The sequence below is a fragment of the Exiguobacterium sp. TDN 0502 genome (assembly GCF_050846835.1).
Taxonomy (GTDB): domain Bacteria; phylum Bacillota; class Bacilli; order Exiguobacteriales; family Exiguobacteriaceae; genus Exiguobacterium_A.
On the sequence record NZ_JBOZGJ010000001.1, the window covers coordinates 354,063 to 368,354 of the forward strand.

At 38.4% G+C, this 14,292-nt stretch carries 9 protein-coding genes and 1 other RNA gene; 1 reads left to right on the forward strand and 9 read right to left on the reverse strand.

Annotated elements, in window-relative coordinates:
- Positions 1-28: 28 nt before the first annotated feature.
- Genes pglX through ACRPK8_RS01750 form a run of 4 tightly spaced genes read right to left on the reverse strand, consistent with a single transcriptional unit; the run spans position 29 to position 8,348 of the window.
- Complete coding sequence (gene pglX, locus ACRPK8_RS01735; protein ID WP_432236635.1) at positions 29-3,550, reverse strand: BREX-1 system adenine-specific DNA-methyltransferase PglX; 3,522 nt, start codon at positions 3,548-3,550, stop codon at positions 29-31.
- A 48-nt stretch (positions 3,551-3,598) separates the two neighbouring features.
- Complete coding sequence (brxC, locus tag ACRPK8_RS01740) at positions 3,599-7,195, reverse strand: BREX system P-loop protein BrxC (RefSeq protein WP_432236636.1); 3,597 nt, start codon at positions 7,193-7,195, stop codon at positions 3,599-3,601.
- A gap of 12 nt (positions 7,196-7,207) precedes the next feature.
- Positions 7,208-7,750: a BREX protein BrxB domain-containing protein gene (locus ACRPK8_RS01745; RefSeq protein WP_432236637.1), complete on the reverse strand. Its 543-nt coding sequence runs from the start codon at positions 7,748-7,750 to the stop codon at positions 7,208-7,210.
- Positions 7,737-8,348, reverse strand: coding sequence for a BrxA family protein (locus tag ACRPK8_RS01750; RefSeq protein WP_432236638.1), 612 nt, complete (start codon positions 8,346-8,348; stop codon positions 7,737-7,739). The genes ACRPK8_RS01745 and ACRPK8_RS01750 overlap by 14 nt, the downstream gene beginning before the upstream one ends.
- A 1,135-nt stretch (positions 8,349-9,483) precedes the next feature.
- On the opposite strand from ACRPK8_RS01750, the gene ACRPK8_RS01755 reads away from it, so the two are divergent.
- Positions 9,484-9,666 (forward strand): tyrosine-type recombinase/integrase, encoded by a 183-nt coding sequence (locus tag ACRPK8_RS01755; protein WP_432236639.1) that lies wholly within the window; start codon positions 9,484-9,486, stop codon positions 9,664-9,666.
- A gap of 134 nt (positions 9,667-9,800) precedes the next feature.
- Here the strand turns inward: ACRPK8_RS01755 and ssrA are convergent.
- The 5 genes from ssrA to secG all read right to left on the reverse strand — a co-directional run bounded on the left by ssrA (position 9,801) and on the right by secG (position 14,165).
- Positions 9,801-10,159, reverse strand: a transfer-messenger RNA (tmRNA) gene (gene ssrA, locus ACRPK8_RS01760).
- Positions 10,160-10,217: 58 nt separating this feature from the next.
- Positions 10,218-10,688: an SsrA-binding protein SmpB gene (gene smpB / locus ACRPK8_RS01765; protein ID WP_023469198.1), complete on the reverse strand. Its 471-nt coding sequence runs from the start codon at positions 10,686-10,688 to the stop codon at positions 10,218-10,220.
- A gap of 32 nt (positions 10,689-10,720) precedes the next feature.
- Positions 10,721-13,075, reverse strand: coding sequence for a ribonuclease R (rnr, locus tag ACRPK8_RS01770; protein ID WP_432236640.1), 2,355 nt, complete (start codon positions 13,073-13,075; stop codon positions 10,721-10,723).
- 14 nt (positions 13,076-13,089) lie between these two features.
- The gene (locus tag ACRPK8_RS01775; RefSeq protein WP_023469200.1) at positions 13,090-13,830 is read right to left on the reverse strand and encodes an alpha/beta hydrolase; all 741 of its coding nucleotides are present in this window, start codon (positions 13,828-13,830) and stop codon (positions 13,090-13,092) included.
- 101 nt (positions 13,831-13,931) lie between these two features.
- Positions 13,932-14,165, reverse strand: a complete 234-nt coding sequence (gene secG, locus ACRPK8_RS01780; RefSeq protein WP_012371248.1) for a preprotein translocase subunit SecG — start codon at positions 14,163-14,165, stop codon at positions 13,932-13,934.
- Between the last annotated feature and the right edge of the window lie 127 nt (positions 14,166-14,292).

The following is a 14,292-nucleotide window of genomic DNA, read 5'->3' on the forward strand; positions in this document are numbered from 1 at the left end:
AGTACTGTGTTTTATTTTTTAATAAATATTACTTAATCTTCGCCAGTACACCTTTACCGCCACGATAAAATTTCTCGTAATTCACCTTCACACCATCCTCTAAATCAATTTCAATTTCTTCTGCTGCAATGGCTGCTAAACGCTTATCAAACTCACGAAGCTCGTCAATTTTCTTCTCAAATAATACCTTTTCAGCATTCAATTTATTTTTATCTGTTGTATTTAGATTAGGATTCACCAAACGATTTTCAATATCTGCAATTTCCTGGCTATACTTTGATTGTATTTCTTGTAAATGTTCAAAACGAATTGTTGCCATTGTAGAAGAGTGATATCGATGCATGTAGATTAATGTTCGCAATCCTTTATGTTTACCAGAGTCTAATAGCCAGTAAATCGGATGATTTTGATACATTTTACAATGATCTGAATAAAATTCATCCGAAAAATATCTACGCAAACGCTTTTCAGAGTCTTCATTTTCTTTTATTTCTAAAGTACTAGCTAGCCACCATATATTTTTTTCAATAGTTTCTGGCGAGAAAACCTCACCTAAAAACTCCTTTAATTTAGAAATAATATCTTCTGTAAAGTATTGATTTTCAGTAAATATAACATATCCATCTTTTTGAGGGGGAAACGTTTTGTAAATTTCTGGTTCAAAAGTTCCTCCCGAATATATAACACCAGCTTTATCCAAAGAAAATCGCCCCATTAAACATCCTATAAAATATGATAACAACTCTTTTGCAATTTCCTTTTTATCAGCAATTCTTAAAGTAATCTCAGAATCTAGAACTTTTTCATTATAAATATTTGATAAATCATATTCATTTATAAATTTAGAGTTAAGCAATTCTTCATTACGTTTTAACATTTCTCTTCGATTATTAAGTAGACGAGATGTAGCCTCGTAAGCTTCTTTTAATTCTAATAAACTTTTACTCTTCAATATTTCTGGTTCACTAAAATCCCAAGAAACTTCTGAACTGTCCCAATCTATTTTTGATATTTCAATATTTTCTTCAACTATGTCACTAACATCTTCATTTAAAAATGCTGCGGGCAATTTATTAAAATAGCCTGTATTAAAATGAATTGTTGGGTTAATCATTTTTGTTAAATCATTGAAAACTTTATTATTTAAAACAGCTAACATCTTTAAAGCTGTAACTTTTTCATTTGGAAATGCAGAATGACCCGTAGTATCAAAGATAAAACCTTTTTCATAATATCTAAATGAGCTGTTAGTAGTAGAAATATCTGACCAAGAAATACTTTCTTTAAAGTAATAACTCGTATTCTGTGGTCTAGATTTAAGCTTACCTTTATCGTTTTTAAAATTCCTTAATTCGATACCATTATCTTCCCAGTTAACTACATATTCTCTATTACCATACCATTTTCGATATGAACCGCCTTTATTATACGGATACCACTTAAAATTGAATGTATCATCAACTGTTTCACAATCAAATCTTATTTCATTTCTATCTACTTCGAACCAGTATCGTAGAAACTTTTTATTATCACCTGTTTGAAGACCTACTTTCGCATCAACACAGTTTTCGAATACAACATTGCTTTTAAAGATGCTTAAAACTTTTTCATTTATCCAATAAGTTAATGGCATACCTGCAATAAACGTTAATTCTTTAACGTTTACTTTAAATATTATAGGAGAATCTGTAGTATTTAATGCACTCTTAAGCGCCTGTTCTTTTAAAAAACTCGAATTAAAATCTGTAAGTCTAAAAAAAGTAGTATTTAAATTTTCTAACTTATAGTTCCGATATATAAAAGATGTAGATTGAACTACTTCACCATTAATTTCTTCAAAAGCCCTCGAACCTAAATGAATCATATTATCAATGAAATAACTATTCATTATCTTTATTCTTAAATCATCAAAATTAGATAAAAACATCCATGAATGTTGATTAATTGTTGCATAAAGCCCCTTTGATTTAAGAAAATGATTAATTTCCATAAATGCTGCGAATAAATCAGATTTAGAATCAGGGTAATTCTTTTTAATAAAATCTCCTAATTCTTTATTCATTCCGCTCGCCCCCATATATGGAGGATTCATCACCACAACATCATACTCATTTCGCATAATCTTCGTCTGACGAATCAATGCTGGCAATACTTGTTTTGCTATCTCATGCTGCTCACCGTAGAATAAATCCTCTACTGGATTGTTCACAATTTTCTCAAGTCGCTCTTCAATAAATGTAATATCACGTTCTGAAATATTAATTAATGATCCATATGTTTTTGCATTATGGTGTTGATCAAAGAAGGCTTTTACTTGCTTATATCGCTCACCAACTTCTTGCTGTGCAATATAGGAGATAACCTCACCTGAAACATGATTCGTTTCTTGAATCGATGCTAAATTTAATTGAATGCCCTCGCGTTCTACACTGCGAAAGAAGCGTTTTGAATAAGAAGCGGCTTTCATCACGACCGCAAATGACGCTAATTGATACGCGCGGTCATCGATATCTAGACCATATAAGTTATTTTCTAAAATCAATCGCGGAATTTCACGTTCTGGATAACCACATTTTTCGTAAATTTCGTGGAACACTTCAAATGCGTACACTAAAATATGTCCACTCCCCATTGCTGGATCGAGTAGTTTAATATCTTCTACCTTTAACTCTTTATTTACATACGACGCAATCTTTTCATGGAAATCTTCTTCCTCATGTTTAATGAAATATTCCCATTTATCGATTAAGTCTTCATCTTCTTGGTGCGCCTCTGTCCAGTAACGACCAAGCGAGTTTTGTACCATGTATTGAACAATCCATTTTGGCGTAAATAACTGTGTAGCAAATGGAATTTCTTCTTTTTTATACTTTGATTTTTGTGAAAATACGCGATGTTTTTCTTCGGCGATATAATATTGATACAGCCACCCGATTACTTCGATTTCCGCAAAGCTCTCCGTTAATTCTTTACTTTGAACAAGTGTTTTAATAACAGATTCTGCATCTAATAAGAAATCTGGTAACAATAGCTCTGTATAATCCTGAATTTCTTCAAACATAAATGGTAAAATACGATTTAATGAGTTACATTGCGCAACAAATAAAAGTCGGAATGCTGCTTCTGTATTACCTGCGTTTATTAACTCACGTACCTCCTCATGTTTAATCGCTAAATCCATCGTATCGTAATCAAATAAAATATCAGGATCTACTCGGCCGACACTGCTTGATAAGACATTCACTTTTTCAGGTAAGTATTCATGCACTTCCATGTAGCGAATCGCAATAATTCGGTTAAACCATGTGTAAGATACTTCTTCAAGTAGTTGTTTATAACCTTTTTGCTCTAGTTGTTTTTGCAACGCTGTAAATGATGATTTCATTGATAACGGATATGTTTGTCCATTAATGACCAATTGTCCGAACTGCTCTTCCATTTGTAAGCCGTTATTTTCATCGATACCATATAAAAATGCTGTCGTTTTGACTTGCTCAATTAATTTACGACGTGACCAAGTTGCAAAGTTTTTCAATACTGTTTTATTCATAAATCCGCTCGCCCCTTATAAGTAAAGGAAGGGGAACTCCCCTCCCTTTTATAGTTCAAATTTTAACGTATTATCTTTTAATTCTTTTAGTAGTTGCTGTTTTAATTCTGCTAATAAATCATCTAATTCTGACTGTGTTTGAATTTCTGTTTTCACTAACATACTACGCAGTGTTTGAGATGAAATAACCTTCGTACCTTTTTCTCTTACAACTGGCGACAGTGTAACACCTGGTTTCAGCGGTGTATTATCAACAGATTTCTGCACTATGCGAAGTAATTCATCCTCTTTTTCTTTTGCTGCTTGCTGAATTTGAGCAGTTACATCGCGAAGCTCATTTAATTTGATTTTAATCATCATGAGGCTTTCTGCTGCTATAAGTTGCTGCTGAACTTGCGTGAATTGAGACATTCTTTCAGATAGTACACTGTGTACAGATTTGTTATTCGAATAGTACTCTTGGAGATCCTGTAATTTTTGCTTTAACTGGCTAATCTGTGTACTAATCGCTTTTTTATATTCGGTAACCTCATTATTTATAGCTTGTTGCAGTTTTTCAATCAATGACGGAATTAATGGAATATCACTATATGGCTGTGCCTTTACTAAAATATCAGTTAACTGTTTCTTTAATAATTTCACTTCATCGGATTCTGTATGTGTTAAGTCACTTTGAATCGAACTTAAATAGTGTACAGCTTCATCGAATCGCTTAATTGGTGCAGCTAAGTAAAAACCTGTTAAATCTTCTAGTTGCTCTTGTGTATCTATTAATTCCTCTTCAGCATCAATGAATGCTTTCACAAGTTGCTCTGGATCACGAATTTGCATTAAGCGCTTTATATCATTTGAAATGGCGATTACTTTTGCATATTCCGGATATGGATAGTGCATCGAGTTTTTTTGCTGATAATAATCTGTAATTTTTTGAAGTGACTCAAGAAAATCTTTTTCTATCGCACCCTTTAAAGCATCCGCAAATTCTTGATAAGATTCTCCACCGTCTAAACGACCAAATAACTCTTTATAAAGCGACATAAATTCTCTTCGTACTTTCGGATCCACTTCAACTTCAGGTACGACACGAATTTTATCACGGTCTGTCGCACGATTTAATTTTGCATAGAAATCTGTTGCATTTAAAGGGCTAAATAACTCATCTGTAATCGTGAACTTCAATTTATTGGCTTGCATTAAGGCTAATAAAATACCGATTGTATCAATTTCTGTCCAACCATATGGTACTAAACTATATTTATCTAACACGTCTTTTAAGGACGGCTTCTGATGTAATCGAATGAGCTCTTCTAAATAACGAAGTAATTCATTGTAGGCACGAATATTACCAGTCGTATTTAATAAATCTTGTTTAATCCCTTGTTTGTATATACGTTTCCATTCCGATGTTACATTCTTCATCGGAATTGGTTCATCGACATATTCTAAATACTTATACGTATTTTGAACGAGCATTTCAAAGGCATCATTAACTTGTTTTTCAAAGTTCCCACGGAAAGTACGTTCTTGCATTTGGATATAGAAAACAGCTGATTCGCATGCTTTTTCTAATAACTCTTTTGCTTTTATATCATAATCATCAATACCTGCTAATTTCGCCTCATAAATTCGGTACTGTGCCTGTGTTGTACTCGCATTACGTTTTACTGATACGTAGCGACGAATTTGTTCTGATAATCGGATTGCCTCTTCCGCTTCTGCAATTATCTCTTCGTTTAAATAAACAACCATTTGCCCTTCAACTGACTGTAGTGCTGCTTCTACTGGTGAGACAGAGCCTGTAATAACTTGCAATGTTAAAGGGTGTTTCATATTCGATTTTGAATAGTTATCAAATCGCTTATTATAGTCAAAAATAAAGCCTTTATTATTTATAAACTTTGCTTTATTGTACATTTTTGTAAAGAACGTATCAGCTAAGTTTTCCTTAATAGCTGTCATATTCACTTCAACGTTTCGAATTTCACTATTAATTTCTTGTTCTTCATCTGATAAAAAGGAATATGTTCCGTCCGCATGCTTTTCAATAAACATCGTCTGCTCTAAGCGATTTAAAGACTCTTTAATGGCCGTTTCATTTTGCTCGGCATTAATACGTGTTAACAATAGTGCAGCGATATTACTTGGTGTTGCTTGAATATGATCAATACCTTTAATTAAGTAAAGTACCTTTAAAATATCAACATCCGATTCAAACAATCCTTCATTATTGGAAGCACGACTTTCAGCTTTCGAAATTGTTTGTACAATCGTTGACTCTAAGTGTTGGCGAATTGTTGGATAAAACTCCGCCATCGTTACTAAACTACCTAACTCATCTTCATTATGCTTAATTGCTGCTTCTTGGAAAGATTTTAGCAATGATCGCTCCCCACGCGATGCATAAGAGCTACCCTCACCGTGAACGCCAATTTTCTCAAGTACAGCTTGTAGTAATTCTACTTGATATGGTACGAACGGATAAATCGCTACAAACTCTTCTGTTGAACGATAAGATGAACGATATTGTGTTTTTTCTTTATCAAACGATAAACGGTTGCGAATTAACTGTTCATTTGGCTCATAAATGACTTCTAATGTTTTGACAGCTGTCTCATTCTTTTTTAGTAAGCGACGCTTCAATACTTCATCTGTATTTGAGCTTGATAAATTAATACGTGTTTTAAATCGCCCTTGAATTTTTGAGAAGCTTGTTGTATCCACAACGTTAGCGACAGATTTAATGCTTTCTTGGGACGTAATGGCAATCCAAGCTTGCCCATTTGTTGCTGCCCCGATTTCTTCTACCGCATTTTGTAAATCAAGCATTAGGTTATTGTCCATACCGATATATTGTCCTACTTCATCAATTAGGAATATTAAACGGTAATTTGAACCTTTTGACTCACAGTATTCAGCGATTAATTTTCCAAGCTCTTTTGCTGAAATACTAAATTCCTTTTGCGCATTACGTACCATAAAGTCAGCAGATGCTTCGTCATAGCCAATCTCGGTTAATGCTATAATCATTTTCCCGAAACGCATACGGAATTTTAAACGATATTCTTTCCACGTTTCACCGTATAATTCTTCAATTTTATTCTTAAAAGCAACATACTTGCCTTCGCGCTGTAATTGACGTTCAAAATCCGCCACCCAAAGTGTTGTTGAATAGCCTACATGCTCATTGAAAATGCGTAAAATAATTTCAATGATACTTTCTTTGCTACCACGTGTCGCATTTGTACTCGCTTCAGACCCAACATTGAATAATAGTGCATCTGATTCCTTTGCTCCGATTCGACGCATTGCAGCTATTAGTGCTTCATCTTTAGTTTTGTCTTCGAAATATTCAAATGGCGCACGATTTTTAATTTCTTTGTTATCTAGTAAATAAGACAGGATTTTTAAAAAATGTGATTTACCGGATCCAAAGAATCCTGAAATCCATACACCTATGTCTTTTGTAGGCACTCTATAAACAGCTTCATAGTTTTTGTAGAACTCCTTTAAACTAGCTAAAATCTCATCCGTCACAACATATTCCTTTAACTCCGTATGTATTGTTTCTTCATCAATTTGTCCGGCTTGTACGACTCCGTTAATGGGACGATTAATGTCTTCTTTAAAAATATCTTGAATAATCATTTAGAGTACCTCCTAGGAAATTCGTGTAATTTGATATTCGTCCTCATGACGAAAGTGGTTATATAACCGTAAATCAAGCCCTGTAAAATGCCCCGGATAGAAAAGTACTAATGGGGTTCTAAATGCATGGTTTGATAACTTCTTGAGTAAATGGCTTGATCGGATAAATGGATGAACCGTGCCAACACCAGTAACGAAAATTAATTCGGCATTTTTTGATTGTTCAATAAAGCTACTTATTAATAAAGTACGATCCTCAAGTACAGTTTGAATTGCTTGCGATAATTCTTCGTATCCCTCTTCTTCGGCCAATTCGATAAGTTCCTCTAGGTCATCTTCAAATAACGTAAGTAGAAACTGAAACAGGTTTACTTCTTTTATATTTAACGGTGATCTTTTTAATAATCCTTCTATATATGTACGGACAATTAATTCATCCTCTGCTGAATAATCTATTACAAAATGTGGAATTTCACTCCCGATTCCTATTGGATTTGTGAATCCCTCTTGATGAATACGTGTTTCTAACTGTTCAAGTCTTTTATAAATCGTCATTATAAACACCTACCTGCAACGTTATAATTGTATGTAATAAACTATCATGTTCAATCGCATAATCTTTCAATTGTGAACTTACATGTAATGGTGTAATTAAATAAACACCCTCATTTAGCTCCATTAGATTACTTAAATTGTAAAATAATAGAAGTGTGTTATTCACTCTATTCTTTGACATTTGGCTCCATTTCGAAACGATTTCGGACTGTTGCTCTTTTTCCTCCATAAATGCTTGAAGATGCCCTGTACCTAATTGCTTATTATTTTGCTGATATCGATATACTAATAATTCATAAAAATTCTCATACGCATATCGATATGTCTTTAAAAATGTATATAAAATCAATGCATTTTGATCATATTTTGTACCATTTAAATATAGAGTTCTTAAAGTTGTTGATAGGCTATTTGCTCGCCTGTAAACTAATTGAAATCGTTTCTGTAAAGCTGACTCCGTTTTCACTAAAAATGGATTTTCGTTTAATACAATTTCCCTAATTTCATTTCGTGTTAATCCTTTTTCTAAAAGATTTAAAACGAATTCGATATCTTGTTGATACCAACGTTCACTTCCTAATCCTGAAGAATATTGCATCCTATGACGACCTCCAGTGTTATTCTTTCTATTATTATAACGATTTAAAAGTTAATGAGGAATTAATAGTAAAATTAAATTATTAATAGTCTAATTGCCGTTAACTTTTTGACTGTATGTAAATTTCACCTCTAGTCCCCTAGTTCATTATATAGCTAATTTGAACCAGAATTTAATCAAGGTCCACTTTACTCTAACCTTCCTAATTCATTTTCTAGGCCCATTAGGGTATTAATGTCATCTTCTAAAAATATTGGTTTCTCAATGACAAATGTAGTTTTAGGGTAATAGGTATAAATTTCCTCTTCAAGCATTGTAGAAATAATGTATAACGTAATTTATACTTTCTAAAATTTTTTTACTAACTTTTTTCTGATGAGGGTTAAAACATAAAATTTCTTACTATAATGCTTTACAAGATATTAGTATCCTTATAATATTTAAGCTTTGAATTTATTTTTCAATAAATTTCATTTTTTATTCAAAAGGGTTCGAATATCATTTTCAAAAATCATATTCCACCTGTTCTCGTTGATTAACGTATCACTAATATCGATACAACTATTTTCCAAAAATACTTGAATAAGTTGTCAAAAAAACTTACACACTTTCGAATGGTAAAAATAAGCTTCGTTCGTAATGAAATGCGCTATGAAATATAAAATAGTTTATGAAAACCCTTTTGAAATTGTTGAAATGACTGTCATTAAGAAAAAAAATAATTTATACGATGACGACACGTTGAATTAAAAACCTTTTATACGCGCGAGCAGCTTATCGATTTTTTGGATTTTTTAGAACGAGATGGAGATTTAAAACGAATTACTCCATTCTATTTATTGTTATTTTTAGGAATGCGAAAAGTAGAAGTATTTGCTCTTCAATGGACAGATATTATTTTTAAAGATAGCGAAATTCGTATTAATAAAAGTGATTAAGCGAGGCAATGATAGTTTTTATTTAGGAACTACTAAAAACGGAGATCATTGTAAAATTACAATTATGAAAAAACACTTCATTTTCTAGAAACATAGAAAGAAAAACAAGCAAAATTTTTCCTGAATATGAAAACATGATTTGAATTCCTTGTAAAACTGTATAATAAATAGCTAATTTTCTAAAAAATTAAAATATTTTGTATATTACATCACATGGATTATGTCATACTCATTGTTCGCTTTTATTTGAGGGTGCTGCATCGATTAAAGAAGTTCGATTTCGACTAGATCACCGTGATGTGAAAACAACACTAGGTGTTTATGCACATGTTACAAAAAAGCGAAGTCTGAAGCAATCAATAAGTTTACGAACTTCATGAGCAAATCCCCAAATGATTAACAAAGGTTAATAAGATTTCAGTCCAATTCAGGAAAATTCAAAGACATAAAAAAAGTGCCACAACTGTTGATAAATCAACGTTTATGACACTTTTGAAATCCTTACGATTTCAGGGTATGGAGACGGTGGGAGTCGAACCCACGTCCGAAGGCATCGTATACTTAAGCTTCTACGTGTGTAGTCAATTTATTGAGATCTCGTCGTCAGGCTGCCAATTGACAGGCGTCCGTCCGACCAGTCTGATTCCATCTCTTCTCTTTCCCTCCAGACGGAAGGGTCCAAGCGTAGCCTGTTTAAAGTGAGACCCTAGAAATCAGCCGACCAGGCGACAGCTGCTAGGATCCGTAGCGGCAATTAAGCTGCTGCGAGTTGTGTGTTAGTTTTGCCAGTTATGGCTGGTGCGTTTTAACGAGGCCGACCCCTCGACACGCCACAGAAGACCGAACTACCCCCGTCGAATCCGTAACGTCCCCAAGATATAAAATTGGGGCTTTCCGAATACTAATATTCTAGCAGAAAAGTGTTACGGGTTCAATACTTTTGCTTATCGCGTAGTGCTCGCTCGATATCACGCTTCGCATCCTTCTTCTTCAGGTCGTCGCGTTTATCAAATTTCTTCTTCCCGCGTCCGAGTCCAATCAAGCATTTCGCGTATCCGTTCTTGATGTAGACCTTCAGTGGTACGATCGTATAGCCGTCGCGTGAGACCGCTCCGATCAAGTTCGCAATCTGTTTCTTGTGCAGCAACAGTTTCCGCGGGCGGAGCTGTTCATGGTTGTACCGGTTCCCCTGTTCGAAGTGAGCGATGTTCGAGTTCCAGAGAATCGCTTCTCCCCCGTCGAACCGGACGAACGCGTCCCCGATGCTGATTTTTCCTTTACGAACCGATTTGATTTCCGTTCCCGTCAAGACGAGACCGGCTTCAATCGTATCCTCGATCGCATAATCGAACGAGGCCCGTTTGTTGTTCGCTAAGACTTTCGAATCTGTTCCCTTTGGCATGTTCGTTCACCACATTTCTGATGCGGAAGCGCTTATTTGCGCTTCCGTTTCTTATTCGAGACCGCCTTATGGAATGGCGGTTTATCTTTCTTATTCTTTAACGAGAATCCTTTTCCCTTGCTTTGGTCGCTCTTACCCGACCGTTTCTTGCCGCGACGATCGTCTTTCTTCTTGTCGTCACGTTTTTGTCCCGGACGTCCACCGCTTGAGCGAATCGTTTTCGACTCGAACCGTTTCTTCGGCTGCCGTTCTGGCATCCCGACGACGCTGAAGTCGATCGTCCGTTCATCGATGTTGACGTTCGTGACCTTGATCTCGACGACATCGCCAATCCGGAACTGTTGCTTCGTTCGCTCGCCGATCAGCTGATAGTTCGCTTCATCGTAACGGTAGAAGTCATCCGTCATCGCTTGAATGTGGACGAGTCCTTCGATCGTGTTCGGCAATTCGACGAACATTCCGAAGTTCGTGACACCACTGACGACGCCTTCAAACGTCTCGCCGATGTGTTGCTCCATATACTCGGCTTTCTTCAACGCGTTCGTTTCCCGCTCCGCATCAACGGCGCGACGCTCGCGTTTCGACGAGTGATCGGCGATCTCAGGTAAGATTTCTGAGTAACGGTCTTGCGTCTTTTGTGATTTGTCGTTGTAGATGACATATTCACGCAACAGACGGTGAACCATTAAATCCGGGTAACGACGAATCGGTGACGTGAAGTGCGTGTAGTAGTCCGTCGACAGACCGAAGTGACCGATCGGTTCGATGTCGTATTTCGCTTGTTGGAGCGAACGGAGCATGACCGTACTGACGACGGCTTCTTCCGGCTCGCCTTCGACGGCGTTGAGGATCGATTGCAACGTCTTCGGTGCGACTGACTCACCTTTGCGTTCGACGTTGATCCCGAAGTTACCGATGAACTTGAAGAACGTATCGAGACGTTCAGCTTTTGGCTCATCGTGGATCCGGTACATGAACGGCAGTTTTTGACGCTGGATGTGCTCGGCGACTGTTTCGTTCGCTGCGAGCATGAACTCTTCGATCAGCTTCTCAGCAACCGATCGTTCGCGGAGGATGATCTCGCTCGTCTTGCCTTCTTCGTTGACAAGGACCTTCGCTTCAGGGAAGTCGAAGTTGATCGCCCCACGACGTGAGCGGCGTTCGCGGAGGATTGCTGCGAGTTCCGCCATTTTGTCGAAGTACTCGACGAGATCTTGATACTTTGCGATCACTTCTTCATCTTCACGTTCAATGATTTTCCGGACGTCCGTGTACGTCATCCGTTCTGTCGTCTTGATGACACTCTGGAAGATCTCGTGGTTGACGACAGCACCGTTCGCATCGATTTCCATGATACAGCTGAGCGTCAAACGATCAACGTGCGGATTGAGCGAGCAGATTCCGTTCGATAGACGGTGCGGAATCATCGGAATGACGCGGTCGACGAGATAAACACTCGTTCCGCGCTCACGCGCTTCTTCGTCGAGTGCTGAATCTTCTTTGACGTAATGCGAGACGTCGGCGATGTGGACACCAAGCTCGAAGTTACCGTTCGCTAGCTTTTTGACGTGAACCGCATCATCGAGGTCTTTTGCGTCTGCCCCGTCAATCGTCACCGTCAATTCGTTTCGTAGATCGACGCGTCCGATTAAGTCTTTCTCATCGATTTGATCCGGTACAGCATTAGCCTCAGCAATCGCTTCCGGTGAGAAGTCGACGTTGATCCCGTGTTTATGGACGATCGACAAGATGTCGACGCCTGGATCATTTTTGTGACCGATGATTTTTAAGACTTTCGCCGTTCCAGCGTAGCGACCATCGGGATACTTCGTGATCCGGGCGAGGACTTTATGGCCATCGACGGCACCAAGTGTATCATCGTTTGCGACGACCGGTAAGAACGTCAGCTTCGTATCATCCGGTTCGATATAGGCGATCGATTCGATCCGCCCTTTTGGACTGACGAACGTTCCGACGAAATCGGCTGGTCCGCGTGAGAGAATCTTGAGCAGTTTCCCTTCACGACGGTCGCCGCCGTTTGACTCGGCAAACACTTTGACGAGGACACGGTCGCCGTTATAGACGTTCTTCAGTTCCGGTGCCGGTAAGAAGATATCACCTTCTGAGCCGTCTTCCGGTGAGACGAAACCGAACCCGCGTTGGTGGACGGAAATCTTCCCTGCGACTTGACCGATTTGCGCGAGCGTTCCGTACTTGTTCGAGCGTGTCCGGGCGATCAACGCTTCGTCTTCCATCGCGTTCAGCGACCGGATCAATTCCTTGAATGCTTCCGTATCCGCTAGTTCTAGTTTTTTCGTTAATTGATCAATCGACAACGGACGTTCTTCCGTCGTGATGACCGTTAGTATTCGTTCACGTAATTCCAACGTGACACCTCCAGTTACTTGCTCCAGTTCAATGACTCCAGGAAGTCCAAGATGTCAGAGTGGAGCTGGTCTTTTTCTTTGTCGAGCGTAATGACGTGACCTGAGTTCTCATACCAGATCAGCTCTTTTTGGAAGGCACTGACTCCATCATGGATGATGTTCGCGGAGTCGGTGTTGATCATGTGATCATTGCGCGCTTGGACGACGAGCGTCGGTGCGTAGACGTCCTCAAGCGAATCGCGTGTCTCGCGCAGCAGTTCTTGTAAGTCCTTCAAGGTCGGCATCGGTTCGAAGGACGCCATCTCGTGGTCGATCTCTTCTTGCGATTTGCCTTCTCGCTTCTTGAATTCTCGTGCGTACTCGGTGACTCCTGCATACATGACTTCTTCACTTTTGATGTAGGCGGGTGCACACATCGGGATGACCGCTTTTACCGGACGGTTCATCGATAACTTCAGTGACATGACGCCACCGAGCGACAATCCGCAAACGGCGATTTCGTCATAACCTTTGTCGACGAGTTCCTGATATCCGGCAAGGACATCCTGCCACCAGTCGGCTGGCCCGGTCTTCGTCAGCTCTTCGGGTGGGGCAGCGTGCCCTTTATATTGTGGTGCGAGGGACGTATAGCCCTGCTTCTGTAAATAGCGACCGAGGATGCGGACATCCGCGCTCGATCCCGTGAATCCGTGTAATAGTAAAACGGCACGTGGGCCGGCTTCGAAAAAGAATGGTTTCGGTAAAGTGATTTTCATAAAATGATTCCCCCTCTAACTCTATACCCCATATCCGGAAAAAATGAATATCGAGAAATACAAAAAACGACAGCGCGATCATACGGCTGTCGTTTCAATGCTCACTTATAAAAAGCGACGAGTAACGCCAAAATGAAGAATAATGCTCCTAAGATAGACGCCACACGATTTAGGACCGCATCCAAGCCACGAGCTTTTTGGCGACCAAATAATTGTTCTGCTCCACCCGTCAATGCTCCGAGACCGGCCGTACGACCCGACATCAACAGAACGACGATGATGAGAAGAACGGAAACGACGATGAGGCCGACAAGAGCCACGTTATGAATGATCATCGATGATCCTCCTTCAGTAATATACGCTTCTTTCATTATAGAGAAAAACAAGTACGGGAACAAGGAATAGATTTAGGAACTTTTTCCTGCCTGACGAAAAGAGACACCTGAATCAATGACTCAGGTG

What these genes read in the sequence shown, in the direction of transcription:
- pglX (WP_432236635.1), bottom strand. Translation starts at nt 3,550, where the DNA reads ATGAATAAAACAGTATTGAAAAACTTTGCAACTTGGTCACGTCGTAAA.
- brxC (WP_432236636.1), bottom strand. Translation starts at nt 7,195, where the DNA reads ATGATTATTCAAGATATTTTTAAAGAAGACATTAATCGTCCCATTAAC.
- ACRPK8_RS01745 (WP_432236637.1), bottom strand. Translation starts at nt 7,750, where the DNA reads ATGACGATTTATAAAAGACTTGAACAGTTAGAAACACGTATTCATCAA.
- ACRPK8_RS01750 (WP_432236638.1), bottom strand. Translation starts at nt 8,348, where the DNA reads ATGCAATATTCTTCAGGATTAGGAAGTGAACGTTGGTATCAACAAGAT.
- smpB (WP_023469198.1), bottom strand. Translation starts at nt 10,688, where the DNA reads ATGCCAAAGGGAACAGATTCGAAAGTCTTAGCGAACAACAAACGGGCC.
- ACRPK8_RS01775 (WP_023469200.1), bottom strand. Translation starts at nt 13,830, where the DNA reads ATGAAAATCACTTTACCGAAACCATTCTTTTTCGAAGCCGGCCCACGT.
- secG (WP_012371248.1), bottom strand. Translation starts at nt 14,165, where the DNA reads ATGATCATTCATAACGTGGCTCTTGTCGGCCTCATCGTCGTTTCCGTT.